This is a genomic window from Viridibacillus sp. d25.2 (genome assembly GCF_055456015.2).
On record NZ_CM196652.1, the window covers coordinates 491,036 to 515,538 of the forward strand.

The 24,503-nt window shown below is 36.9% G+C and carries 24 protein-coding genes; 14 read left to right on the plus strand and 10 right to left on the minus strand.

The annotated features are described in order from the left end of the window. The first annotated feature begins 16 nt into the window (after positions 1-16). A complete protein-coding gene (locus tag ACZLO7_RS02480; protein ID WP_464939015.1) occupies positions 17-643 on the plus strand; it encodes a phosphatase PAP2 family protein in 627 nt (208 codons plus the stop codon). Positions 644-802: 159 nt separating this feature from the next. Here ACZLO7_RS02480 and ACZLO7_RS02485 read toward each other — a convergent pair whose 3' ends face one another. Next, positions 803-1,996, minus strand: coding sequence for an MFS transporter (locus ACZLO7_RS02485; protein ID WP_464939016.1), 1,194 nt, complete (start codon positions 1,994-1,996; stop codon positions 803-805). 210 nt (positions 1,997-2,206) lie between these two features. Here ACZLO7_RS02485 and zupT point away from each other — a divergent pair, with 210 nt between their 5' ends. After that, complete coding sequence (gene zupT, locus ACZLO7_RS02490) at positions 2,207-3,016, plus strand: zinc transporter ZupT (RefSeq protein WP_464939017.1); 810 nt, start codon at positions 2,207-2,209, stop codon at positions 3,014-3,016. Positions 3,017-3,336: 320 nt separating this feature from the next. Here zupT and ACZLO7_RS02495 read toward each other — a convergent pair whose 3' ends face one another. From ACZLO7_RS02495 to thrC, 4 genes are all read right to left on the minus strand, one after another. Further along, positions 3,337-3,972, minus strand: a complete 636-nt coding sequence (locus ACZLO7_RS02495; RefSeq protein ID WP_464939018.1) for an NAD(P)-dependent oxidoreductase — start codon at positions 3,970-3,972, stop codon at positions 3,337-3,339. 69 nt (positions 3,973-4,041) lie between these two features. After that, positions 4,042-4,455, minus strand: a complete 414-nt coding sequence (locus tag ACZLO7_RS02500; RefSeq protein WP_464939019.1) for an Rrf2 family transcriptional regulator — start codon at positions 4,453-4,455, stop codon at positions 4,042-4,044. Between the two features lie 211 nt (positions 4,456-4,666). After that, complete coding sequence (gene thrB / locus ACZLO7_RS02505; protein WP_464939020.1) at positions 4,667-5,566, minus strand: homoserine kinase; 900 nt, start codon at positions 5,564-5,566, stop codon at positions 4,667-4,669. After that, complete coding sequence (thrC, locus tag ACZLO7_RS02510) at positions 5,563-6,615, minus strand: threonine synthase (protein ID WP_464939021.1); 1,053 nt, start codon at positions 6,613-6,615, stop codon at positions 5,563-5,565. The genes thrB and thrC overlap by 4 nt, the downstream gene beginning before the upstream one ends. A 210-nt stretch (positions 6,616-6,825) precedes the next feature. On the opposite strand from thrC, the gene niaP reads away from it, so the two are divergent. From niaP to menC, 8 genes are all read left to right on the plus strand, one after another. Further along, positions 6,826-8,043, plus strand: a complete 1,218-nt coding sequence (gene niaP, locus ACZLO7_RS02515) for a niacin permease NiaP (RefSeq protein WP_464939089.1) — start codon at positions 6,826-6,828, stop codon at positions 8,041-8,043. Positions 8,044-8,378: 335 nt separating this feature from the next. Further along, complete coding sequence (locus ACZLO7_RS02520) at positions 8,379-8,723, plus strand: DUF6054 family protein (protein ID WP_464939022.1); 345 nt, start codon at positions 8,379-8,381, stop codon at positions 8,721-8,723. A gap of 20 nt (positions 8,724-8,743) precedes the next feature. Then, a complete protein-coding gene (locus ACZLO7_RS02525; RefSeq protein ID WP_464939023.1) occupies positions 8,744-9,283 on the plus strand; it encodes a P-loop NTPase family protein in 540 nt (179 codons plus the stop codon). 316 nt (positions 9,284-9,599) lie between these two features. Next, a complete protein-coding gene (locus ACZLO7_RS02530; RefSeq protein WP_464939024.1) occupies positions 9,600-10,397 on the plus strand; it encodes an MIP/aquaporin family protein in 798 nt (265 codons plus the stop codon). Between the two features lie 22 nt (positions 10,398-10,419). Beyond that, positions 10,420-11,913: a glycerol kinase GlpK gene (gene glpK, locus ACZLO7_RS02535; RefSeq protein WP_464939026.1), complete on the plus strand. Its 1,494-nt coding sequence runs from the start codon at positions 10,420-10,422 to the stop codon at positions 11,911-11,913. Positions 11,914-12,272: 359 nt separating this feature from the next. Next, positions 12,273-13,568: an acetyl-CoA hydrolase/transferase family protein gene (locus ACZLO7_RS02540; protein WP_464939027.1), complete on the plus strand. Its 1,296-nt coding sequence runs from the start codon at positions 12,273-12,275 to the stop codon at positions 13,566-13,568. Between the two features lie 658 nt (positions 13,569-14,226). Continuing rightward, a complete protein-coding gene (locus ACZLO7_RS02545; protein WP_464939090.1) occupies positions 14,227-15,372 on the plus strand; it encodes a M20 peptidase aminoacylase family protein in 1,146 nt (381 codons plus the stop codon). A 67-nt stretch (positions 15,373-15,439) separates the two neighbouring features. Continuing rightward, positions 15,440-16,546 (plus strand): o-succinylbenzoate synthase, encoded by a 1,107-nt coding sequence (gene menC / locus ACZLO7_RS02550; RefSeq protein ID WP_464939028.1) that lies wholly within the window; start codon positions 15,440-15,442, stop codon positions 16,544-16,546. 40 nt (positions 16,547-16,586) lie between these two features. Here the strand turns inward: menC and ACZLO7_RS02555 are convergent, their stop codons facing one another. Beyond that, complete coding sequence (locus ACZLO7_RS02555; protein WP_464939029.1) at positions 16,587-17,393, minus strand: GNAT family N-acetyltransferase; 807 nt, start codon at positions 17,391-17,393, stop codon at positions 16,587-16,589. A 310-nt stretch (positions 17,394-17,703) separates the two neighbouring features. Between ACZLO7_RS02555 and ACZLO7_RS02560 the strand changes: the two genes are divergently transcribed. Further along, positions 17,704-18,630 (plus strand): manganese-dependent inorganic pyrophosphatase, encoded by a 927-nt coding sequence (locus tag ACZLO7_RS02560; protein ID WP_464939030.1) that lies wholly within the window; start codon positions 17,704-17,706, stop codon positions 18,628-18,630. A gap of 106 nt (positions 18,631-18,736) precedes the next feature. Here the strand turns inward: ACZLO7_RS02560 and ACZLO7_RS02565 are convergent, their stop codons facing one another. Further along, positions 18,737-20,116 carry an FAD-dependent oxidoreductase gene (locus ACZLO7_RS02565; protein WP_464939031.1) on the minus strand — a complete coding sequence of 460 codons (1,380 nt, stop codon included), beginning with the start codon at positions 20,114-20,116 and terminating at the stop codon, positions 18,737-18,739. 118 nt (positions 20,117-20,234) lie between these two features. Here ACZLO7_RS02565 and ACZLO7_RS02570 point away from each other — a divergent pair, with 118 nt between their 5' ends. Together ACZLO7_RS02570 and ACZLO7_RS02575 are read left to right on the plus strand one after the other, a co-directional pair. Then, a complete protein-coding gene (locus tag ACZLO7_RS02570; protein ID WP_464939032.1) occupies positions 20,235-20,942 on the plus strand; it encodes a DsbA family oxidoreductase in 708 nt (235 codons plus the stop codon). 125 nt (positions 20,943-21,067) lie between these two features. Beyond that, positions 21,068-21,709 (plus strand): FMN-dependent NADH-azoreductase, encoded by a 642-nt coding sequence (locus ACZLO7_RS02575; RefSeq protein WP_464939033.1) that lies wholly within the window; start codon positions 21,068-21,070, stop codon positions 21,707-21,709. A 62-nt stretch (positions 21,710-21,771) separates the two neighbouring features. Here ACZLO7_RS02575 and ACZLO7_RS02580 read toward each other — a convergent pair whose 3' ends face one another. Then, complete coding sequence (locus tag ACZLO7_RS02580; protein WP_464939034.1) at positions 21,772-22,194, minus strand: DUF2500 domain-containing protein; 423 nt, start codon at positions 22,192-22,194, stop codon at positions 21,772-21,774. A gap of 239 nt (positions 22,195-22,433) precedes the next feature. On the opposite strand from ACZLO7_RS02580, the gene ACZLO7_RS02585 reads away from it, so the two are divergent. Beyond that, on the plus strand, positions 22,434-22,805 hold the full coding sequence (locus tag ACZLO7_RS02585; protein WP_464939035.1) for a hypothetical protein: 372 nt from the start codon (positions 22,434-22,436) through the stop codon (positions 22,803-22,805). A gap of 141 nt (positions 22,806-22,946) precedes the next feature. Here the strand turns inward: ACZLO7_RS02585 and ACZLO7_RS02590 are convergent, their stop codons facing one another. Continuing rightward, on the minus strand, positions 22,947-23,471 hold the full coding sequence (locus tag ACZLO7_RS02590) for a YceI family protein (protein WP_464939036.1): 525 nt from the start codon (positions 23,469-23,471) through the stop codon (positions 22,947-22,949). Positions 23,472-23,586: 115 nt separating this feature from the next. Continuing rightward, complete coding sequence (locus ACZLO7_RS02595; protein WP_464939038.1) at positions 23,587-24,450, minus strand: VOC family protein; 864 nt, start codon at positions 24,448-24,450, stop codon at positions 23,587-23,589. Between the last annotated feature and the right edge of the window lie 53 nt (positions 24,451-24,503).

Consider the following 24,503-nt stretch of genomic DNA (forward strand, 5'->3'; position numbering starts at 1 on the left):
CTTAAGGAGGATTAGAATGAAAAAGTTATTTTATCCACTTGCGATAGTTACCGCCGTCGTATATATCGTGCTTTTTTTAAATATAAAAAGTAATTGGATAATCAATCTAGATCAGCGGGTTTCTGATTTGTTGAAGGGTAATGAATTCTTAGGGTTTTTCCATTACTTTGGTGAGCCAGCATTCGTTGTTGTCATCGCCATTATTTTATTATTAGTGTTATGGATAAAAGACCATAATTACCGAGGAATGCTTTTTGCCCTTGTAACAATAGCAGCTGGTAATGTACTAAATCAATTATTGAAAATATGGGTGCAGAGACCACGTCCTGACATACCAGATCAGCTTAAAAGTTTTAGCTTTCCTTCAGGACATTCCATGACGGGGATATTATATTTATTTACATTGGCTTATTTAGCAACGGAATATCAATATTCTAAAAAGGTGAAGATATTCACTTGGGTAGGAGCCATTGTGATGACAGTACTTATTGGTATGTCACGTGTTGCTGAGAGCCGTCACTTCGCTTCAGATGTGTTAGCAGGTTGGTCGATGGGATACACTTGGTTTATCATTGCAGTAATATGGTATGAACGTAGAAAACGAAAATTTAAAGAGTTAGCACAGATAAAAGTAGATGAATAAACAAATTTTAATATAACGTTATTTAAAATTAATCGAAATTAAATAAAACAACCAGTCGTCAATATCTATCGACGACTGGTTGTTTTGTTTTGAGACCTATCAAAAAAATTATATTTAAAACTAGTAATCTAATAGCTATCACAATTACTAACATCTCCCCTATAGAGCTTGTTCATGCAGAGTTTTACGCAGGTGAAATGCTAATATGAAAGAGGCAAATAGAAAACTTATTATCATACCAATAACTCCATGCCAGCCAGATACTGTCCAGAATATTCCACCTACCGTTCCGCCAACACTTGATCCTACATAGTAAAAGAATAGGTATAGAGAAGATGCTTGTGCTTTATCATGTGTAGCACGTCGTCCAACCCAGCTACTAGCAATAGAATGTCCACCAAAGAACCCGAAAGTGAAAATGGCGATTCCAGCTATCTTTAAAAGTAAATGATTTTCTAACGTAACAATGCTACCAGTAAACATAATGACTATTGCAATGACTAACATTTTATATCTTCCGAGACGATCAGAAAGGCTTCCAAACCATGCAGAACTAAATGTCCCAACAAGATAGATGATGAATATCCAACCGACAATTGTTTGGCTTAAAGAAAAGGGTGGCTCCACTAATTGGAAGCCGATATAATTGTAAAGCGTAACAAAGCCCCCCATTAAGAAAAAACCTAATCCGAATAAACTAAGTAATGCGGAATCTTTCAAATGCTGGATCAATGAGTGGAAAAGTACTTTTACATTAAGTTTCTTTGCTTCAAAGTGTTTAGAGGCAGGTAGCAAAAAGTAAAAGGCGAAGCTCACTACAAAACTAATCACCCCAATCGAAATCATCCCAATCCTCCAACTAAATAAATCAGTCATCGTCCCAACGATAATTCGGCCACCTAATCCACCAATTGTATTTCCACTAATATATAATCCCATAGCAATCCCTAAACTTTTAGGGTCAATTTCTTCTCCTAAATAGGCCATAGCAATGGCGGGGAGACCGGCAAATACAATTCCTTGTATGACTCTTAATGTAAGTAAAGTTGAATAACTAGGTGCTAAAGCAATTAATAAAGTTAAAATTGCACCTGCAAACATGGAGAAAGCCATAATCTTTTTTCTACCCCAGGCTTCAGATAATGAGCCAATGATTATCATGCTGAAGGCTAATGTTAAAGTAGTTACTGACAATGACAAACTAGCTATTGTAGGTGAAATGTGAAATACTTTTGTGAAAGTCGGGAGTAATGGTTGTGTCATGTATAGATTAGCGAACGTACTAAAAGCTCCGGCGAATAATGCCAAATTCGCGTTTCGGAAGTTAACCGTACCGCGTTTTATATAGTCCATTAGAGGTCACTCCAAAATTGAGAGATTTTAAAAATAGGTTATCTATAATACTTATTATAAGGAAGTACAAATCATAATAACAATTGATTAGATTAATAGTCTGGAATTTTCTTGCACTCACTTTATTTTTCTTATCTAAATAAAATTGCGTAAAGGAAACATTTTGCATACAATGAAATTAACATTTTAATAGAGAAAGTAGTTGAGTTTATGGATGGAAATGTTGTTTTCGCTTTAGCATTAACACTCTTCGCTGGTTTAGCGACAGGAGTAGGTAGTTTAATAGCATTTTTCACATCTAGGACGAATACGAAGTTCCTATCTTTTTCTTTAGGTTTTTCTGCAGGAGTTATGATTTATGTTTCACTTGTTGAAATATTTGTGAAAGCTAAAGATTCACTCGTTGGTGAATTAGGGGAGAAGCAAGGATATACATTTACGGTAATTGGTTTTTTTGCTGGTATGTTGTTAATCGCACTTATTGATAAAATGATTCCTAAACATGAAAATCCACATGAAGTAAAAAAAGTTGAAGATATGCAGAATGGGCCATCAGATGATGAATATGCTAGGTTAATGAAGATGGGTGTATTCACTGCACTTGCAATTGGGATTCATAACTTTCCAGAGGGAATTGCGACATTTGCATCTGCATTGCAAGATCCAAATCTCGGTATTGCGATTGCAATTGCGGTTGCTATTCATAATATTCCAGAGGGAATTGCTGTCTCTGTCCCAATATTCTTTGCGACAGGAGACCGTAAAAAAGCATTTAAGCTCTCATTTCTATCAGGTTTAGCAGAGCCAGTTGGAGCATTTGTAGCGTATTTGATTTTAATGCCGTTCTTAAATGATATTGTGTTCGGAATGCTTTTTGCTGGTGTTGCCGGTATTATGGTATTCATATCATTAGATGAATTACTGCCAGCAGCAAAGAAATATGACGAGGCACATACTTCGATATATGGTGTTATTGTTGGCATGGCTGTAATGGCTATTAGTTTAGTATTATTAGTTTGAATAGTAAACACCGGCACTTTTTGTTCGATTTTGAACAGAAAGTACCGGTGTTTTTTTGTATTTGCCTTAACTCAGAAAAACGATAAAACTAGTTGATTGGAGTGCAGGCGGCGACCCCTTGGGGAACTAGCGAACATCTTGAGACCCCGCAGGAGTACAAGGTTCGCTCCCAGGAAAGCGTCCGCCGGAATGGAAATCAACAGCATCGAAGAAAAAGACATGGTAGAAACGATTAATCGTCTCCGCCATGGCTAAAATTCATTTTATGGACTTTTTCAGTTCCCACCTATAATGGGGCTTGTTTTTTTACTAATATGAACTTAGTTTTCAGAGGCTACAGTGAATCTTTCATTTACGTGTTTTGGATTTTCTAATTCATCTAATGCTGCAATTGCATAGTCAGCGTAGCTAACGTAGCTTTCACTTTTTGTATTAACTAATAGATGGTCTATTCCTGCGATATATTGACCAGTGCGTGAACCTTCAGGATCGAAGAAAGCAGATGGACTTAAGAATGTCCAAGTGATAGATGATGCTTTTAAGTCCTCTAAATTTATGCCTTGATTTTCAGCTGTTGGTAAATAGATTGCAGGGAAATCTGGTGTAGACATCACTTTCAATGTTTTTTCTGGATCAACAAATAGGCTACCTGCTCCTCCAACTACGAATAGTTTTGTATTCGGTGCATCTTGTAAAATGTTGATAAGCTTACGTCCAGCTTCTACATGTAAGTGTTCTGCACCTGCTGGAGCCCCAAATGCATTAACAACAACGTCAAATCCTTGTATATCTTCAGTAGTTAATGAAAAAATATCTTTCTCCATAATAGCTACACTTTTGTCCGCTAGTTTTGTAGCACTACGAACGATTGCAGTTACTTCATGTCCACGTAATACTGCTTCTTTTAAAATGAAGTTGCCTGCTTTACCCGTTGCACCAATAATACCGATTTTCATAATGTTTTCCTCCTCAAAGTGTGTTGTAACAAATATAGTTACAAGTTGTTTTTAAAAAAAGATCGCCTCTTAATGAAAGAGTTGATCTAATACATCTTGTAGCGTTTCTTCTGTCAATTTATCTTCCATTGCTCGCTGAACAGATCGAAATACGTTATCTAAAGTGGATTGAATTTTTTGTCCGACAGCGCATTCTGGGTTCGGGTTATCGTGAATTGCAAATAACTCTTCAGGTGCTTGTACAGCTCTGTATATATCTAGTAGCGTAATGTCTTTCGGTTCTTTGACTAATTGATATCCTGCAACTCCTGCATTGGAGACAATTAAGTTCGCCTTTTTTAACTGGCTACTAATACGACGTATAACGACGGGGTTAGTGTTCACACTGCCAGCAATCCAATCAGATGTAAGTAGGTTAGAATCATTTGTTCTAGCGATTAAAGAAAGAATGTGTATAGCGACAGAAACACGACTGTTCACCATATCGGTCACCGCCTAGCATGTAATCATTATAGTTACAGGGTGTAGAAATGTCAATTCATTTGATTGAATAAGCGGCTAATGTATCAAAGTCGGAAGCTGTTGCTCTTATTTCCATTTTTATGGTTAACACGTGATGATAACTTTAAGCAGTGATGGTTTTTGCCAAGAAAAAATGCCAAGTGGCACATAATCTTGGCATTCTTCTTTTCTATTATTCCTTTGTAACTTGAACACCTTTTGTATCTACAGGAACTGCCTTAATATCATAAGACGGGAATAGTGGCTTCATCTTTTCAACGAAAGCATTTACGCGATCTTTCGAAATTAATGAGATGACAGTTGGACCTGCACCGCTAATTGCTGTACCATATGCACCTGCATCCTTCGCTGTTTGACGAATTTCATGATAATTAGGTATTAAATTTGCACGGAATGGTTCATGAAATAAGTCATTCTCCATGAATTTTCCAGCACGTTCATAATCTTTGATTAGTAAAGAAGCAGTTAACATATTGGCATTGGCACTTGCGTGAACAGCGTATGCTTTGTCATAGTTCGCTGGCAATACTTTACGAGCTTCCTCTGTTTTCAATTCGACACTTGGAATGAAAACAGCAAATGCAGCGTCTACATCACGATCATTTATCAATTCTAAGCGACCGTTTGGTAATGTTGAAGCAATTGTTAAGCCACCATATACAGATGCTGCTGCATTGTCAGGATGTCCTTCAATTTTAGATGCAAGTTTACAACGCTCTTCGATAGAAAGTTGTAATTCACATACTTGATTTGCAATTTCAATACCTGCCACAATAGCAGATGCACTACTTCCAAGTCCACGAGCAAGTGGTAGTTCACTGTGCATCACAACTTTACAAGCAGGAAGGTTAGTGTTATACCGCTCAGCTACTTCTTTAGCTACTTTATAGACGAGATGGTCATCAATAGTAACGTTTATAGGGAGATGTTCTGAGCGATGATCGAATTCCCAATGTTCTTGTAAAGTTACTTCTAATGTTAAATAGAGACCTAATGCTAGTCCAATAGAGTCGAATCCTGGACCAAGATTTGCGGTACTACCTGGAACAGATATGGACCATTTAGTTGTCATAGTAATCCCTCGATATAAGTGCGAATTTCATTTTCGTCATTTGCTAAAGATACCATATCAACCTTAGAAGCTTTTACAGCTGTATCAGGGTCCTTTAATCCATTGCCTGTTAATACAGCAACTACACGACTTCCTTTAGGAATAGAGCCATTTGCAACAGATTGAAGTACACCAGCTATAGAAGCGGCTGATCCCGGCTCTGCAAAGACGCCTTCCTTAGAAGCAATTAAACGGTATGCTTTTAAAATCTCTTCATCTGTAACTGCAGCGATTTTACCGCCTGATTCATCACGAGCGGCTTCAGCGAGTTTCCAACTTGCCGGGTTCCCAATACGAATAGCAGTAGCAACAGTTTCAGGATGTGGAATTATTTCTCCACGTACGATTGCAGCAGCACCTTCCGCTTCGAAACCAAACATTTTAGGTAGACCTGTATGCTTTTTGGCATTGTATTCTTTGAAGCCTTTCCAATAAGCGCTGATGTTACCTGCGTTTCCTACAGGGATTGCAAGAATATCTGGTGCACTGCCTAGAGCGTCGCAGATTTCAAAAGCAGCTGTTTTTTGGCCTTCTAATCTGTATGGATTAACTGAGTTTACTAATGTTACTGAAGTGTTTTCACTAATGTCGCGAACAATTTGAAGAGCTTCATCAAAGTTGCCATCAATTTCGATAATTTTCGCTCCATACATGTAAGCTTGTGCTAGTTTACCAGCAGCCACTTTACCTTTTGGAATAACGATAATAGCTTGGATGCCAGCTCGTGCTGCGTATGCTGCAGCTGCAGCTGATGTATTACCTGTTGAAGCACAAATAACAAATTTACTTCCAGCTTCAACAGCTTTTGCTACAGCCATAACCATGCCTCGGTCCTTGAATGAACCTGTTGGATTTAAACCTTCATATTTAACGAAAAGGTCGATTTCTAGTTCTTTTGATAGCGTATTTAAATGAATGAGAGGTGTATTACCCTCATGCAAAGTAAGTGCAGGTGTATTTTCTGAGACAGGTAAATATTCTTTATAGTGATCGATAAGGCCTTTCCACATATAAACATTCTCCTTTTTGTTCATCCTGAAAAAACATTTGTTTTTCTATAAAAGACATTCTAACGCATTTTGGGTATATGTTTCAATAGGTAATTGTTAAATTTTCGAACAATTTGAATTTCTTTTGCATCTTGTCACAAAATATAAAGGCGTGTATAGTTATGGTAGTCAAATGTATATTCAAGTGTAAAGACATCTGGAGGAATAATGATGACGATGAATCAACAAGCAGGTACTAAGTTAATATCTCGTAATAAGCTTTTAGGTATTGCTGGGATTGGGTGGATGTTTGATGCGTTAGATGTTGGTATTTTATCTTTTGTAATAGCAGCTCTAGCAAAAGAATGGATGCTATCACCAAGTGAAATGGGTTGGATTGGTAGTATGAACTCAATTGGTATGGCAGTCGGAGCTTTTGTATTTGGTATATTGGCGGATCGTATTGGCCGTAAATCAGTATTTATATGGACACTTGTAATGTTCTCTGTCGCTAGTGGTTTATCAGCGTTGGTGACAACTCTAGCAGCTTTTATGATTTTAAGGTTTTTTATTGGTATGGGCCTTGGTGGAGAATTGCCAGTAGCTTCAACCCTTGTTTCTGAAAGTGTTGAATCACATGAACGTGGCCGCATTGTTGTCTTATTAGAAAGCTTCTGGGCTGGAGGGTGGTTATTAGCAGCACTTATTTCTTATTTTGTTATACCTAACTACGGCTGGCGAATTGCATTATTATTAACAGCTATTCCGGCAGTTTATGCAATATACTTGCGGTTACATTTACCAGATTCACCACAGTTTACAGCTAAAAAAGATGTCGTTCGTAGTATCGGTCAAAATATTAAAGATGTTTGGTCGAAAGAATATGCTCGTCGTACATTAATGCTTTGGATTGTTTGGTTTACAGTTGTCTTTTCTTATTATGGCATGTTTTTGTGGTTACCTAGTGTTATGGTTATGAAGGGTTTTAGTTTAATAGCAAGCTTTAAATATGTACTGATAATGACGCTGGCACAATTACCAGGTTATTTTACAGCTGCTTGGCTAATTGAAAGAGCAGGCAGAAAATTTGTCTTAGCTACCTATTTGCTAGGAACTGCAGTAAGTGCGTTTGTTTTTGGTAATGCTGAAACAATCGGTCTTTTACTTGTAGCGGGGATGTTTTTATCATTCTTTAATCTAGGTGCTTGGGGTGCTTTGTATGCTTATACGCCAGAGCAGTATCCAACGGTTATCCGTGGTACAGGTGCAGGTATGGCTGCTTCTGTTGGACGGTTAGGTGGAATCTTTGGACCGTTGCTTGTAGGTTCACTTGTTGCAAAAGGTTATGAATTGAATGTGATCTTCGGTATCTTTTGTATCTCGATAATAATAGGTGTAGTTGCAATTGTTGCACTAGGTACAGAGACTAAACAAACTGAATTAGATTAGAAATATATAAGAGGTAATACTCTTTTGAAGTTTTAATAAAAACGATCTTTTCTCACTATTTAGCAGAGAGAAGATCGTTTTTTGATCTTTATATTGCAGCAGACAGCACCAAGTTTGAAAAAGATGTCATGATTGGGATAGCGCCACTTGAGCAAATTGATTCAATTATTACTGATTCAAAATTAGACCAACATATTGTAAATCAGTTTAACGATACAAATGTTCAATTAATTCTTGCTCGAGATTAATCTTAAAATTAAGATAATTTTACCCTGATTTGAAACTATCGGTAAATCCATAACGTAATAAAGTTATACATAAAAGGAGTGAGCGCTATGGATGTAACAGAATTTTACGTATCAATTGAACCACATGATGTATTAGAACGTATTAAAACAAACATTGTGGAGGGCAGTATTTCTGGAAAGCTTATTGATCAATATGAACGTGTTGTAGGGGATCAACAAATAGTAGTGTGTATACTTGAAAAATATTATATGCGTACTAGTAATCGTGCAAGCTTAACAGTAACAGTTGACAATTTGGAAGGTAAAACGAAAATTCATGCAGTCGCTTCTGGTGGTGGAGAAGGTGCCATTTTCCGTTTTGATTGGGGAGTGGGTAATAGCTTTATTAATAGCGTAGCAAAAGCGTTAGATGAATATATTATCAAAGAGTAAAAAAGCTAGGGGGATATTAAGTGAAGTATCCAGCAAAGCATCAAAGGGTTTTAATTATTGGATCTGGAGGAGCGGGGAAATCCACATTGTCTCGTACATTAAGTGAATTGTGGGAATTACCCCTCGTTCATTTAGATACTATGTATTGGAAAACTGGTTGGCAGAAATCTAATAAAGCAGATTTTATAGAAAGACTTCAATTAGAGTTGGAAAAGCCTGCTTGGATTATTGATGGGAATTTTGATTCGTCACTAGAAATGCGCGCGAAATATGCAGATCTTATTATCTTTCTCGATTTTTCTAATAAGCTTTGCACTTATCGAGTATTAAAACGTACTATTCAATATCGGGGTAGGACAAGGCCTGATATGGGGGAGGGGTGTCTTGAAAAAGTTGATAAAGAGTTTTTGAGATGGGTTTGGCGCTTCCCTACTGATGGTAGACCAGGGATTATGAATATTATGGTGCAATCTAATGTGAACAGTATTATTTTTTCTTCTCCGTCACAGCTAAAAAAATGGTTGGGAAATTGTAAAAAAGGGAAAAGTAGTCTCAAATGAGGCTGCTTTTTTATTTTTATGAGTGTATACACCGGAATTTTTTAATTTAATAATAACTTGAGCGTAAACAACTGTTAAAGACTGCAATTAGTGAATAGATTGTACCGCTAGATGACCCTTCAGATAACCGGATTATCTGGGGGGCTTTTCATTTGCATATTAATTTAATACGCTTTAAGCATACTTTTATTTTTTTACATACTTTACCTTTAGCCATATTATTATTAATATTAAGTGAGCATAACTTGATTTCTATAGGAATATATTTTATTGTTTACGCTTTCATAATATTGTTTTTAAGAAGGGGGAGTTCGGTATGTCAACTTTTATGGCAGAAGTGGTAGGAACAATGATTTTGATATTGTTTGGGGGCGGCGTTGTTGCGGCTGTTTCTTTGAAAGGTTCTAAAGGAAAAGATGGTGGTTGGATCGTTATTACTGTTGCCTGGGGTCTTGCAGTAGCAATGGCTGCATTTGCAGTTGGGGGGATAAGTGGTGCACATTTGAATCCTGCACTGACAATTGCATTAGCAACGATTGGGAAATTCGAATGGTCCGATGTTCCGATGTTCATACTTGCTCAAATGATTGGAGCGATCATCGGAGCGATATTAGTTTATTTAACTTATTTAGCGCATTGGAAACCAACTGAAGATCCAGATGCGAAACTAAGTGTATTTTGTACAGCTCCAGCATATAATCATCCGTTATCGAATTTAACTACGGAGATGATTGGCACATTCATCTTAGTTCTTGGTATTTTAGCTATAGGCACTAATAATATTACAGACGGTTTAAATCCATTAATCGTGGGTGCTTTGATTATCGTAATTGGTATGGCACTTGGTGGACCAACAGGATATGCTATTAATCCTGCGCGTGATTTAGGACCTCGTATAGCACATTTCTTGCTACCGATTCCAGGGAAAAGAGATTCTAACTGGAGTTATTCATGGGTACCAGTAGTTGGTCCAATTATTGGAGGGCTATTTGGAGCGTTGTTCTATAAGCAAGTATTTGAAGGTGAAAATAGTATTGCATTTTGGATAGTTGGGTTAATTGTTATAGCAATTTTCATAGGAGCACAAGCTACAGTGAATAAAGTTGTAAAATAAATTAATATCTGGAGGTCATCATATGACAAAAAAGTATATTCTGGCATTAGATCAAGGTACTACAAGCTCACGTGCAATTTTATTTGACGAAGAAGGCAATGTTTTTAATAGTGCTCAACAGGAATTTCCACAATACTTCCCACAATCAGGTTGGGTAGAGCATAATGCAGAACAAATTTGGAGCTCAATTTCATCTGTCATAGCAGGTGTCCTTTCAGAGAAAAACGTCCATGCAAATCAAGTTCAAGGAATTGGTATCACCAATCAACGTGAAACAACAGTTGTATGGGATAAAAATACGGGAGTACCAGTTCATAATGCTATTGTATGGCAATCACGCCAAACAGCGGGCATTTGTGAAGAGTTGAAAGAGAAAGGCTATAATGATTTATTTAGAGATAAAACAGGATTACTCATTGATGCATACTTCTCAGGCACAAAAGTGAAGTGGATATTAGATAATGTTGAAGGAGCAAGAGAAAAAGCGGAGAATGGTGATTTATTATTCGGTACTATTGATACATGGCTGATTTGGAAATTAACCGATGGGAAAGTACATGTAACCGACTATTCGAATGCTTCTAGAACCTTAATGTATAATATTTACGACTTGAAATGGGATGAAGAGCTACTAGAGATTTTAGGTGTTCCATCATCTATGCTACCGGAAGTTCGCCCTTCTTCTGAAGTTTATGGTTTAACGGATGGCAACCACTTCTTTGGTCAAGAGGTACCTATTGCTGGTATTGCAGGTGACCAACAAGCAGCGTTATTCGGCCAAGCGTGTTTTGAAAGTGGTATGGTGAAAAACACTTACGGTACAGGTTGCTTTATGCTTATGAACACAGGTGAAAAAGCTGTTAAATCAGATAATGGTTTGTTAACAACGATTGCCTGGGGAATTAATGGGAAAGTGGAATATGCACTAGAGGGTAGCATTTTCGTAGCCGGCTCAGCTATTCAATGGTTACGAGATGGTTTACGGATGTTCCATGATTCAAAAGAAAGTGAGCGCTATGCAGAAAAGGTTGACTCAACTGAAGGTGTATATGTTGTCCCTGCATTTGTTGGGTTAGGTACACCATATTGGGATAGTGATGTACGTGGAGCTGTATTTGGTTTAACACGAGGTACAGAAAAAGAACATTTCATACGCGCGACACTTGAATCATTAGCATATCAAACAAAAGATGTGCTAGGTGCAATGGAAGCAGATTCCGGCATCTCGTTAAAAACATTACGTGTTGATGGCGGAGCTGTTATGAACAATCTGTTAATGCAATTCCAAGCAGATTTACTGGATGTGCCAGTAGAACGACCGTCAATTAATGAAACAACAGCACTAGGTGCAGCGTACTTAGCCGGCTTAGCGGTTGGATTTTGGAAGGATCAAGATGAGATTTCGAAGTACTGGAATTTAGACACGCAATTCTGTCCGAATATGGAAGAAGATAGACGTGAAAACTTATACAAAGGTTGGAAAAAGGCTGTACATGCAGCCCAAGCGTTTAAATAATAGTTATACACAAGTAGCAGTTCCCTTTCAAAGGTGAACTGCTTTTTTCTATAGTATTTTGTGTATAGTGGGGATAAAAATGTGAATAGTGGATAAAAAATTAAACTTTATTTAAATTAATGTAGCGATATATGGATAACTAATAGGATTTTTCAGTGTTTTTTAAAAGAATGTGGATATCTCTAAGGATATTGTTGATAATTTTAGTGAGAATACTTTTTCTAAGAAAGGGTACCATATAAATTCCCTTTCTCTTTGTATGAAAATATCTTGGAAATAGGGTGTTGTGTTATTCTAAGAGAAAGGTGATATTTTTAAGTGAAATTCATGTGTAATGCAGAAATGGAGAAGGATTTTAAATGGTAGATGTTTTTCATGGGCAGTACAAGGAGAAGTTAAAAAAACCAGAAGATGTTCTCGCATATGTAGAGGACGGGGCAGATATTATTGTACCGATTTCAAATGGAGAACCAGTAAAACTACTAGATATTTTGGAAGAGAACGCGGAACGCTTAAATAATGTGCGTATTCATCAAATGTTAACGATGCATCCACGTAAATATATAGATGGAGCTTTTAAAGGACACTTATCACATGTCTCATACTTTTTGAGTGGTGCAACACGTAAAGCGTATCATAATGGGCACTGTGAATTGGTGCCAAACTATTTTCATGAGGTACCTCGTATTATGAAGAATTATACGAAAGCATCTCTTATAATGGCTGTAGCATCTCCAATGGATGAGCATGGATATTTTACGCTTGGAACTCAAGCAGATTATGCAGCGTGCTTTATTGGTAATGCGCCCTTTTTCTTGGAAGTCAATGAGCATATGCCAAGAACGTTTGGTCAAAATTTAATACATATTAGCCAAATCGAGGGCTTTATAGAGCATCATACACCACTTGTGAAAAATCCAGATCCAGTAATCGAAGAAAAGGATATACGGATTGCAGAATATGTTGCAGAATATATTAAAAATGGTGACACATTGCAAGCTGGGATAGGTTCGATTCCAAATGCGGTTATTAGTTTACTAAATGATCATCGACATTTAGGTATTCATACAGAACTAATAACGGACGGGGTAGTAGGGTTAGTAGAGAAAGGTGTAGTAGATGGTTCGCAGAAGAAAACCAATAAAGGAAAAATAGTTGGAACGTTTGCGTTAGGGACGGACAAGTTATATAAATTCCTACATAATAACCCTATTGTGGAATTCCAAACGGTTGATGTAACGAACGATCCACGTTTAATTGCGAAAGAGGATAATATTGTTTCAATCAATGCCACGACGGAAGTGGACATATATGGTCAATGTGCTTCTGAAACAGTTGCAGGTAAGTATTATTCTTCCACTGGTGGGCAATTTGATTTTGCTCGTGGAGCAAATTTTGCGGAAAATGGTCGAGGTTTTATATGCATGCATTCGACGACTAAAAACGATACCATATCGAGAATAAAAGTATTATTAACAAATGGGTCTGTTGTTACAACATCAAAAAATGAAGTAGATAAAGTAGTAACCGAGTATGGTATAGCAGAGCTAAAAGGCAAATCGATATCTGCTAGAGCAAAGGCATTAATTGAGATTGCGCATCCTAAATTTAAAGAAGAACTAATATTTGAAGCGAAAAAACTAAATTTAATGTAAGAAATACTAAAACCCGTTTTTCGAAAAACAGGTTCAGTATTTCAACAAAAGGCATTCAGAATGATCCTGAGTGTCTTTTGTTATTTTGGATTCTCTTTTGAGTGTTAACTTGTATTTCATTTTTGAACTTTGCCAAGTTCAATTAGCGAGTTTCTTTAAATTCACAGCAGTAAAAGTAGCATCGCGACTCGTGCATCCAAAGCAATCATTTCAATTTGATCTATTTCAGGGTTATTTTTTATTGGTGTAATTTCCTATCATCTCTAAAGATTTATTTTTATTACATGTGTAGTTGATTGGAGCGGAGGTGGCGACTCCTACGGGAAAAGCGGGAACGTCCAAGACCCTGCAGGAGCATAGCGACGAAGCGACTTGGCGCCCGCCCGCGGAAAGCGCCCACCGTAGCGGAAATCCACGGTCTTATCTCTATATATTTTAAAAGAAAAAAGACCATAGATAAAATCGAATTTCTGCGAGTTTGTCTACGGTCTAAAACCCGTTTTTTGAAAAACGGGTTTTTTTTGATGAATAATAAACATTATTCACGATAACCAAACTGAATGTTACATATATATACCTATAAGAGAGAAAAATTGTGTTAAATATAATAAGGAAAAAGAGATATATATCAAAAATAAATAGATAGGAGACGCTTATGATGAAGGAGCAGTTAACGTTACTTGAACCACAATTACAGAGTATTTTTAAGTATTTGCATGAGAATCCTGAAATTAGCTGGAAAGAGAGGCGAACGACTGAATATATAAAAGGAATATTAGAACAAGAAGGGTACGAGGTGCATACATTCGCAGATAGTACGGGCTTATATGTTGAAATCGGTAAGGGTAGACCAGTAGTAGGGCTACGAACTGATATCGATGCCTTGTGGCAAGAGGTTGATGGAGAATTTCAAGCCCATCATTCTTGTGGACATGATGCGCATATGACAATGGTAATTGGAGTTTTGTTGTTATTAAAACGTTTGAAAAGAACATCGAGAGGTACCATTAGGGTATTATTTCAACCAGCTGAAGAAAAAGGGCAGGGAGCATTGTCCTTTGTTGATCGTGGATTGGTCGACGATATGGATTATTTATTTGGCGTGCACGTCCGCCCGGTACAAGAGCTAAGTGACGGCACTTTTTGCCCGGCATTATATCACGGTGCATCTAGGTTATTATGTGGCCAAATTAACGGTGTTGAATCACATGCGGCAAGACCCCATTTAGGTAAAAATGCAATCGAAATTGGTGCAAGCTTAATTGAAGCACTAAAAACGATTCATATAGATACTATGATTCCATTTTCGGTGAAGTTCACTAAATTTCAAGCAGGTGGAGAATCAGGGAATATAATCCCAGCGAAAGCCTACTTCTCAATCGATGTACGTGCTCAAACAAATGAAGGAATTGAGCAGTTACATGAAGGTATCGAACGTACAATACGGGCAATTGAATCGCTTTATGAAGTGTCAATTGATCTACAAGAACAAGTTCGAGTTGCTGCGGCTGAAGTGGATGATGAGGCAAAGGAAATAATCGAGCAAGCAATTATCGAATCAGTAGGTGAAGAGTGCTTACGTCCCCCCATTATTACGCCAGGAGGAGAGGACTTTCACTTTTATACGGTTAAAAGGGCGAATGTAAAGGCAGCAATGTTAGGACTCGGTTGCGGATTAACTCCGGGACTGCACCATCCAAAAATGACATTTAATAAAGCCCAACTAATCGTCGGAGTAGAAATTTTAGCACGAACTGTTTTAGGTGCATTTGCACAAGCGGAAAAGGAAGCCCTCTCTTGCTGAAAATCTTAGATTAGCGTATGTTTTATTAAAATGTTAATCTAGATTGGATAGTGAAGGGTGCGGTAGTGTGAAGATAACAGAAATTAAAATTCGGCAACTAAGTATGCGGATGAAATCACCATTTTCAACAAGCTTTGGTACATTGCAAGATAAGCAATTTTTAATATTAGAAGCTAAAGATGATAATGGACTATCTGGTTGGGGAGAAGGGGTTGCTTTTGAAATCCCTTGGTATACAGAGGAGACAGTTAAAACGAGTTGGCATATGCTTGAGGATTTCCTTATTCCATTAGTGCTTAATAAAGATATTCAGCATCCAGATGAGATAAGTGATATATTCAAAGCAATTCGCCAAAATAAAATGGCAAAGGCGACTCTTGAATGCGCGGTATGGGATTTATACGCGAAATGTACTAAACAGTCACTTGCGCATGCATTAGGTGGAACGAAAAAGAAAATTGAAGTTGGTATAAGTATAGGTATTCAACCGACAATTGAGCAGCTATTGCAGTACATTGAAAATTATATTACTGCTGGCTATAAACGTATGAAGGTGAAGATTAAGCCTGGCAAGGACATCGAAGTTATTCAAGCAATCCGAGAAGTGTTTCCACAAGTTCCGTTAATGGCTGATGCCAACTCAGCTTATACTTTAGATGACATCGAGTTGTTAAAAAAACTAGATGAATACAATTTAATGATGATAGAGCAGCCGCTTGCATCGGATGACATTATCAACCATGCAAAGCTACAAAAGCATTTGAAAACGCCAATTTGTTTAGATGAGAGTATTTGTTCTTATGAAGATGCACGTACGGCGATTGAGCTAGGTAGCTGTGGAATCATAAACATCAAGTTCGGGCGAGTGGGTGGCTTAACTGAAGCAAAACGAATTCATGATTTATGCCAGCAACATGGTATTAAAGTTTGGTGTGGCGGCATGTTAGAATCCGGCATTGGTAGAGCGCATAATGTGGCACTAACAACACTAGAAAACTTTGTGTTACCAGGAGATACTGCAGGCTCTAGTCATTATTGGGAACAAGATATTATTTCACCTGAAGTATTTGTAGAAGACGGGTATATTTCAGTGCCAGAAAGTTATGGAATTGGGTATGAACCAAATATGGAATTAATGGATCAACTTACTATAAGTCAAAAGGTTTATAGATAAACAAAAAAAGCTATGCGAAAATTGCATAGCTTTTTTGTGATCATATATCTAATAGTTTACTCATATAAAATTCATCTTCATATTGATCATTTATTTTTAAAGATCGTTGACGCTCACCATCTATTTCAAAGCCCATTTTGTTGTACATATTGATTGCAATTGTATTGGATTTACAAACACTTAATTCAAGTCTATGAATAGCGTTTGACAAAGCCCATTTTTCAGCTTCTTTTAAAAGTGCTGTACCGATGCCTTGGTTATTGAATTTTTGCATAACACCGAGATAAATGGATGCACGGTGTTTAGCACGCGGGGCTTTATTACCTGAAATAGAGAGCATTCCTCCAATTTGTCCCTCAACAATAGCTACCAAAATAGAATTAGAATTGTTTTTACGTAAACTAGTAATCTTTTTGCGTAAACTTTGTAAAGATGGGTCACGTTCGTTTTCACCATAGAGCATAAAGTCTGTCTCTGCGTCTAATGTAGAAAATAACTTGATTAAATCACGTGCATCATCTGTTTCAATTGAACGGATGATATAAGTGCTCATTGTCTTATCAGAGCTGTCCATATCGGAGTTATCGCTACTAGAAGGTTTTTCAAATGTCACATGATAACCAGGTTGTATAGTTGTAACATAATAACCTTGTTCCACCCAAGCAAGATAGTGTTTTAGAGGAGGTTTTGTTTTTTTCCACCAACTCTTATTTAAATAGGAGGAGTTAGGTAATGAATGTCCCATAATCGTTTCGATTTCTGTGAAGGAAAGTCGAATTTTATCGTCTTTTGCGGAGCTGAAATATTCAGCTAGTGGTATGTATTTCTTTTCGATCTTATTTTCCATTATTACCCCTCTTTATTATATGTATATACTATATTAGAAATAGTAACATAGTATTAAGACTAATTACATGATTTTTATGACCGATAATTAATTTAGTGGATAAAAAATACTATAAATATAAGGGTTTTTAGAACTAATTATGATGTTTTTTATTCTTAAATTATAAAACAGAATACAAGAATATTATGCCTTTTAAAAAAGACCATAATAAGATTTAACAATTACTATCAAATGCGCTGGCGTTCTTTTTCAGTGATATGTGTGATAAAATATATTCGGAAATTAGAGAAATCTAGGAGGTAAAATTTAAATGAGTAAAGTACTTGTATTCGGACACAAAAACCCAGATACTGATACAATCACATCTGCGTTAGTATATGCATATTTAAAAAAACAACTAGGCGTTGATGCTGAGGCTGTTCGCCTTGGCGAATTGAATAACGAAACAGCTTACGCTTTAGAAAAATTCGGATTTGAAGCACCACGCTTAGTGGAAAAAGTTGCAGGAGAAGCTGCTCAAGTAATCTTAGTTGATCATAACGAACGTCAACAAAGTGCTGATGATATCGCTGAAGTTCAAGTGACTGAAGTTATTGATCATCACCGTATTGCTAACTTTGAAACAGCTGACCCGTTGTACTACCGTGCGGAACCTGTTGGCTGTACAGCAACAATCCTAAATAAAATTTTTAAAGAAAATGATGTTGAGATTCCAGCTAACTATGCTGGTCTTATGTTGTCTGCTATCATCTCTGATACATTATTATTCAAATCACCAACATGCACAGAGCAAGATGTTAAAGCAGCTAATGAGTTAGCTGCAATTGCAGATGTTGACGCTGCTGAGTATGGTCTTGCATTGTTAAAAGCAGGTGCTGATTTAAGTGATAAATCATTAGAAGATTTACTTTCTCTTGATGCAAAAGAATTCAGCATGGGAGACCACAGAGTTGTCATCGCTCAAGTAAATGCTGTTGATGTAAATGACGTTTTAAATCGTCAAGCGGATTTAGAAATTTTATTGAACAATACTGTAACAGAAAAAGGTCTAGATCTATTCTTCTTCGTTGTAACAGATATCATAAACAATGATTCTGTTGCTGTTGCAATAGGAGCACAGGCAGAAAAAGCTTATGCAGCATTTAACGTTGCCGCTGATAATAATAGAGCGCTATTAAAAGGCGTAGTTTCTCGTAAAAAACAAATTGTCCCAGCATTAACTGATGCATTAAAATAATCCTCATTTGAGGATGAACTGCCTATTTCAAATGGAATAGGCGGTTTTTTTTATTGCAGGAAACGTTCGAGGATTATGTGAAAATAAAATCCTATTTACGGCCACTTTATAATCCACTTAGGTCAAGTGGATATACGGCAGGTCCCTCAAGTACTGCACCATCCTTCGAAAAACGTGAGCCGTGACAAGGGCAATCCCATGTTTCATCTGCTTCGTTCCATCTAGTCTTACAACCTAAATGCGTACAGCGTGGCATAGAACGACGTGTGACATGACCGCCGACAAAGTCTTTTGTTACTTTCCCCCCTAGTTTCAACGCTTGGAAAACCGCATCTCCAAATTTCGTATGTTTAGGAGAGTAAAGAGAGATTCCTACATTCGGTTTACCAACAATCCCATCACGCAGAAGTTGCGCAGCTACGATTGAATTAGCTAACCCCCATTTTCTGAAACCAGAGGCCATCCAAATATTTGGTAAACGTGAACTGATTTGACCTACATAAGGAATTAAATCTACTGTTTCTGGGTCCTGAGCTGACCAGTGGTAGTTACAGTTCTGGGCTGCGAATTTATCTTTAGCCTCCTGTTTTAACGCTTCATAATACATAGATGTATTGGAAATAGTACCTGCAGGGTGACTATCGCCCGCTAATAATATAAAGGGTTTGTCATCAATCAAAGTTGTTCGAATAGAGCGACCAGGTTTATCGATTGATAAATACTGCCCTTTATACAATTCGCTTGCCTCAAAAGTCACGATATAAGAACGAGTTACTTCAAGTTTGAAAATTTGCATACCAATAATAGCTTCTAGAGGGTAATGGGAGCATAAAATTAGCTCTTTATAACAAACTGTATGGCCATTTTCTAACTCTACACATGGTTTCAATATATTGACCTTTTGTACGCGAGACTGTTCATAAATCTCAGCTCCGGCTTGCAATGCTTTTTCTGCGATAGACCGTCCAAAGCGTACAGGATGAATTTGCGCTTGTTTTGGCATCTTTAGGGAGGCGACAATGTCATATGGAATTTCACAATCGGCATTCCATTCTCCCGGAATACCAAGTGTCTGATAAGCCTCCCATTCATTTTCTAAGTCCTTTCTACCGTCAGCTTTCTCTGTATATAAGAAGGAATCAGCATGGTGGACACAATCGGATTCTGCTAAATTAAATGATAATTCCACAGCTTGCTGGCTAAGCTCATAATATTGCTGTGCCGCTTCAACACCAAATTTAGTAATGAGTTGGCTATATAATAGACCTTGTTGTGCAGTTACCTTACCAGTGGAATGACCGGTAGCACCTGAAAATAAAGTATTGCCCTCTAATAAAGTAACTTTCCTACCAACCTTTGAGAGTAGGTAAGCTGCAAGTATGCCAGAAATACCGCCACCAATAATACAGATATCAGTTTCAATTGATTGTTCGAGTGAAGGTCTCGCAAAAGGTGTCTGTTTACCTAGCCAAATTGAAGATTCCATAAAATGCCTCCAAGTACAGTTTTTTTTAGCATGTGGAGTATTTGAGAAATTATGTATAAGCAAATAAATTGCCGTTTTAGATGTTCACATATACAATGTCTGCAAGAGGTGAACATTGATGAAAATTGAAATTTGGTCAGACTATGTATGTCCATTTTGTTATATTGGTAAAAGACAATTAGAAAAAGCTTTGCAAGATACAGGATTCAGTGAACAAACAGAAGTAATATTTAAAAGCTATCAATTAGATCCAAATACCCCAGCTATTTCGGATGAATCAATGTATGAAGCTTTAGCAAAAAAATTCGGTTCTTCAATTGAAGCGGCAAAAGCCCAAACAGTTGGTGTTGCTGGCCGTGCAAAAGAAGTGGGATTAGATTATGATTTCGATCATATGAAACCTGCAAATACTTTTAAATCACATCGTTTAGCAAAATATGCCGAAGCAGAAGGTAAGGCTGCTGAAATTACTGAGCGTTTGCTTCGTGCACACTTTGTTGAAGCAAAACAAATTGGCTCGAGTGAAGTATTAGTAGAGTTGGCAGTAGAAGTTGGTTTAAATCGTGAGAGAGTACTAGATGTACTAAATTCAGATGAGTATGCTTCAGAGGTATTGGCTGATATTCAAGAGGCTTCTCAATTAGGTGTTAGAGGTGTCCCATTCTTTGTATTAAATCGTAAATATGCGATTTCAGGTGCGCAACCACAAGAATTATTCGAAGAAACTATTCGTAAAGTTGCAGCTGAAGAAGGGATTCAACCTACGCTTAAAATGGTTGGAGCTAAAGGTACAGGCATTTGTGAAGATGGCCAGTGTGAACTTTAATCTTCAGTCAAAAGTCTGAGAGCAGATACATTGACAGTGTATCTGTCTTTTTATAAAATAAAATTATCTCGAATTTGAGATGTTTTGTAGAATAACAATTTTTATTAAGAGAGTGAGAGATTAAATTGACAAATGTATTAGTTGTTAAAGCAAATAACCGTCCTTCTACTGAAGGCGTTTCTAGTAAAATGTATGAAGTATTTATGGAAGAGGTAAAAGGAGCCCAAGATTTAAACGTGACTACATTTGATGTATTCGCTGAGGATCTACCTTACTTCGGTCAAGATTTATTTAATGCATTTGGTAAAGTACAAAACGGTGAGAAGCTTACAGATTTAGAAGGGCGTCTTTTAGCTGCTAAACAAAAAGCAATGGATGCTTTAACTGCTGCTGACGTAGTGGTATTTGCATTCCCATTATGGAACTTAACAATTCCAGCTAAATTACAAACTTTCGTTGATTACGTATTCCAAGCAGGTTTTGCTTTCAAATATGATGCAGAAGGTAACATGATTAACTTAATGCCAGAGAAAAAGGCTATCCTTTTAAACGCTCGTGGTGGTGTTTATTCAACTCCAGAAACAGCACCAATGGAAATGGCTGTAAACTATATGCGTAACGTTTTCGGTGGCATATTTGGTATGTCAGTAGAAGAAGTTATTATCGAAGGTCATAATGCAATGCCAGACAAAGCAGAAGCAATTATTGCTGAAGGTATGGAGCGCGTTAAAGTAGCAGCAAAATCATTAACAGTTGTTCACGCTTAATTTTAAATACTAATGAACGTCTAATCTTAGTTGGGCTATTCATAAAGAAAGAGGGAGGCCCATTAAATGGTGCTTCCCTCTTTTCCATTGCGTTCAAAACCTTTATACCGAGTTCCTTGAAATGTTAGTAAACCACGGTCGCCTTCAACGAGTATACCATATTCGCTACCGCTTACGGATAGCTCAATTCGGTCGCCACTTTGTACCTCAAAGGTCGAATAATACCGAGTACTAGCTGATGTATCGCCAGAGCCACCAGACGTTCTTGACCGCTTTGTAACAACCTCTGCGGGTACAGTTAAAATAGGGGAAGCATTATTTTGAGACCACTGAGCTATACTTTTGACAATTGTAAAAATGATACCCAAAAAAACTATAATAAAAATAATCGAAATAAATATACCGCCAAATCCAGCCCCATTAAAAAAGCCACCTGTAGAAAAAAATGAGTCTCCTTCATATACTCCATTTTCCAGGAAAAACACCCCCTATAATATATATATTACCATTTACGAAAATGCGATTAAAATAGTTTCAAATTCACTGTTTAAATGTTTTTAAAAGTTGGGTGAGCAACTTTAAAGGAATGATTCGTTGATATACCAATAGGATAGACACTATATAAAGGACCATCCAACTCTCATTAACACCCTCATTTTTAAAAAAATGGGTGTTCGCCAAACTGTAATGGTAAATCAAGAAAATCCGAAAAAAGGGGAGGATTATGCATCAAACAAATAAACATTCATCCATTGTAGTAGCTTTTACAAATATCATTATTGTTTGTATAGCCCAAATTTTTTACTGGACACTACTAGAAGAATTAATAAGTATGAAAATTTTTCAACTTTTAATTTTCCATTCAGTTTTTATACTCATCAATATTTGTCTTTGGTTTAGCAAATTCAAACTAGAATTTTATCAACATTCACTATTCTCCTATGTAGCTTTCTTTGTTTCCGTCATGGTTTCTTCTTCTCTAATTTTAGTAATCTTAGACCACCAGGAACTACCTCCGGGCGAAATCGTATTATTTGCAGATGTTTTATTTGTTATCATCACAGCAACAGTTCAGAGTGTTCCGACATTGCTGTAAAAGCTCGTTCGATTTATTTAAATCATTTCCGAGTATCTTTCCATGTTTCTACATTTGCTTTGAGTGATTTTATAACAAAAAACCAGTCACAGAAATGTGACTGGTTAGGATGGTTAAGCTAAACATAAGTCTTTTACTGACTTAAGCAGGGTTAGCTTCAAGTTCGATATTAATTTTGATATCATCGCCAACTAGTACGCCGCCAGTTTCAAGTGCTGCATTCCAAGTTAAACCGAAGTCTTTACGGTTAATTTTAGTTTCAGCTTCAAAACCTACAACTTCTTGTCCCCATGGGTTAGTACCTTTACCACCATATTCAGCTTCAAAAGTTACAGATTTTGTTACATCTTTAATTGTGAAGTCGCCAGTAATTTCGTACTCGCCACCACCATTAGATTTAATGTTTGTTGCTACAAAAGTCATTTTAGGGAACTGTTCAGCATCAAAGAACTCAGCTGATTTTAGGTGGTTATCACGATCTTCATTGTTCGAGTTTACACTTGCTACATCAATTTCAAATTTAATTGAAGCACCCGTTAAATCTTCCGGATTAGCATCGATATCTGCAGTGAAAGAACCAAAGTTACCTTTAACTTTTGAAATCATCATATGCTTAACTTGGAAACCTAAATTTGAGTGAGCTTGGTCTACATTATATTTTGTCATTTTAAAATCCTCCTAAAAAATGTTTGTTATTTAGTATATCTATCATAATATAATTTTGTCTCGAAATCAAGAGTTTTGAATTTGAGATAATTTGCAGTTATGTTATACATGAATTTTATGCTTGTGTATAGAAAATCATGTCACTATTATTTAAATCCTTTATAATTATTTTCCCCTCAATTTCAGAGAATGAAACATTGTAAGTTTGCAAGCTTTCTTTCAGTTTGTTTAATTCATCTTTTGAAGACAGCTTAAGAGAGTAACCCATTAATCCAGTAGCATTTTTCGGTGGAAGTGGGGCGCCCACACCTTGCCAAATATTTGTTGCAATATGGTGATGGTAACCACCAGCAGACATAAAGAATGCCGAATCCATAAAGTTGGTCATTAAGTCTAAGCCTAGCGCTTTTAAATAGAAGTGGCTTGTGGAGTCATTTAAGTTAGTAACATTTAAATGCATATGCCCTAAAATTGTACCTTCAGGGAATCCCGCCCATGGACGCTCTGGATTGTACAAAGCCATAATTCCCTGGAAATCAATTGGTTCAGTTGCTGCTTTCACTTGACCGTTTGGTTCAATCGTCCACTCACTTCTTGGTAAATCGCGGTATATTTCAATACCATTGCCTTCTGGATCACTTAGATAGAATGCTTCAGAGTAAAGGTGGTCACTTGCTCCAGAAATTGGGGCACCAACTTCCAATAAATTTTTGATAACATGAGCTAAATCCTCTCTGCTTGGTACTAATATAGCGAAGTGAAAAAGACCTGTAGTACGTGTTGGTCTAGGAACAACATCCTGAGATGTAGTTAATATAAGAATTGGTTCGGTACTACCAGCACCAAATGTAACTTCGGTCGCTGTTTCCTGAATAATATGGAACCCTAACGTTTGATAAAATGCTTTCTGTTTTTCGAGAGATTGTACACGTAAATGTACATATCCTAATGTCATTTTGGGATCTAATTTGAAAGACAAAGAAGTTCCTCCTCGTAATTAATTTTTATATACTTACTTTTCGTAACTAACTA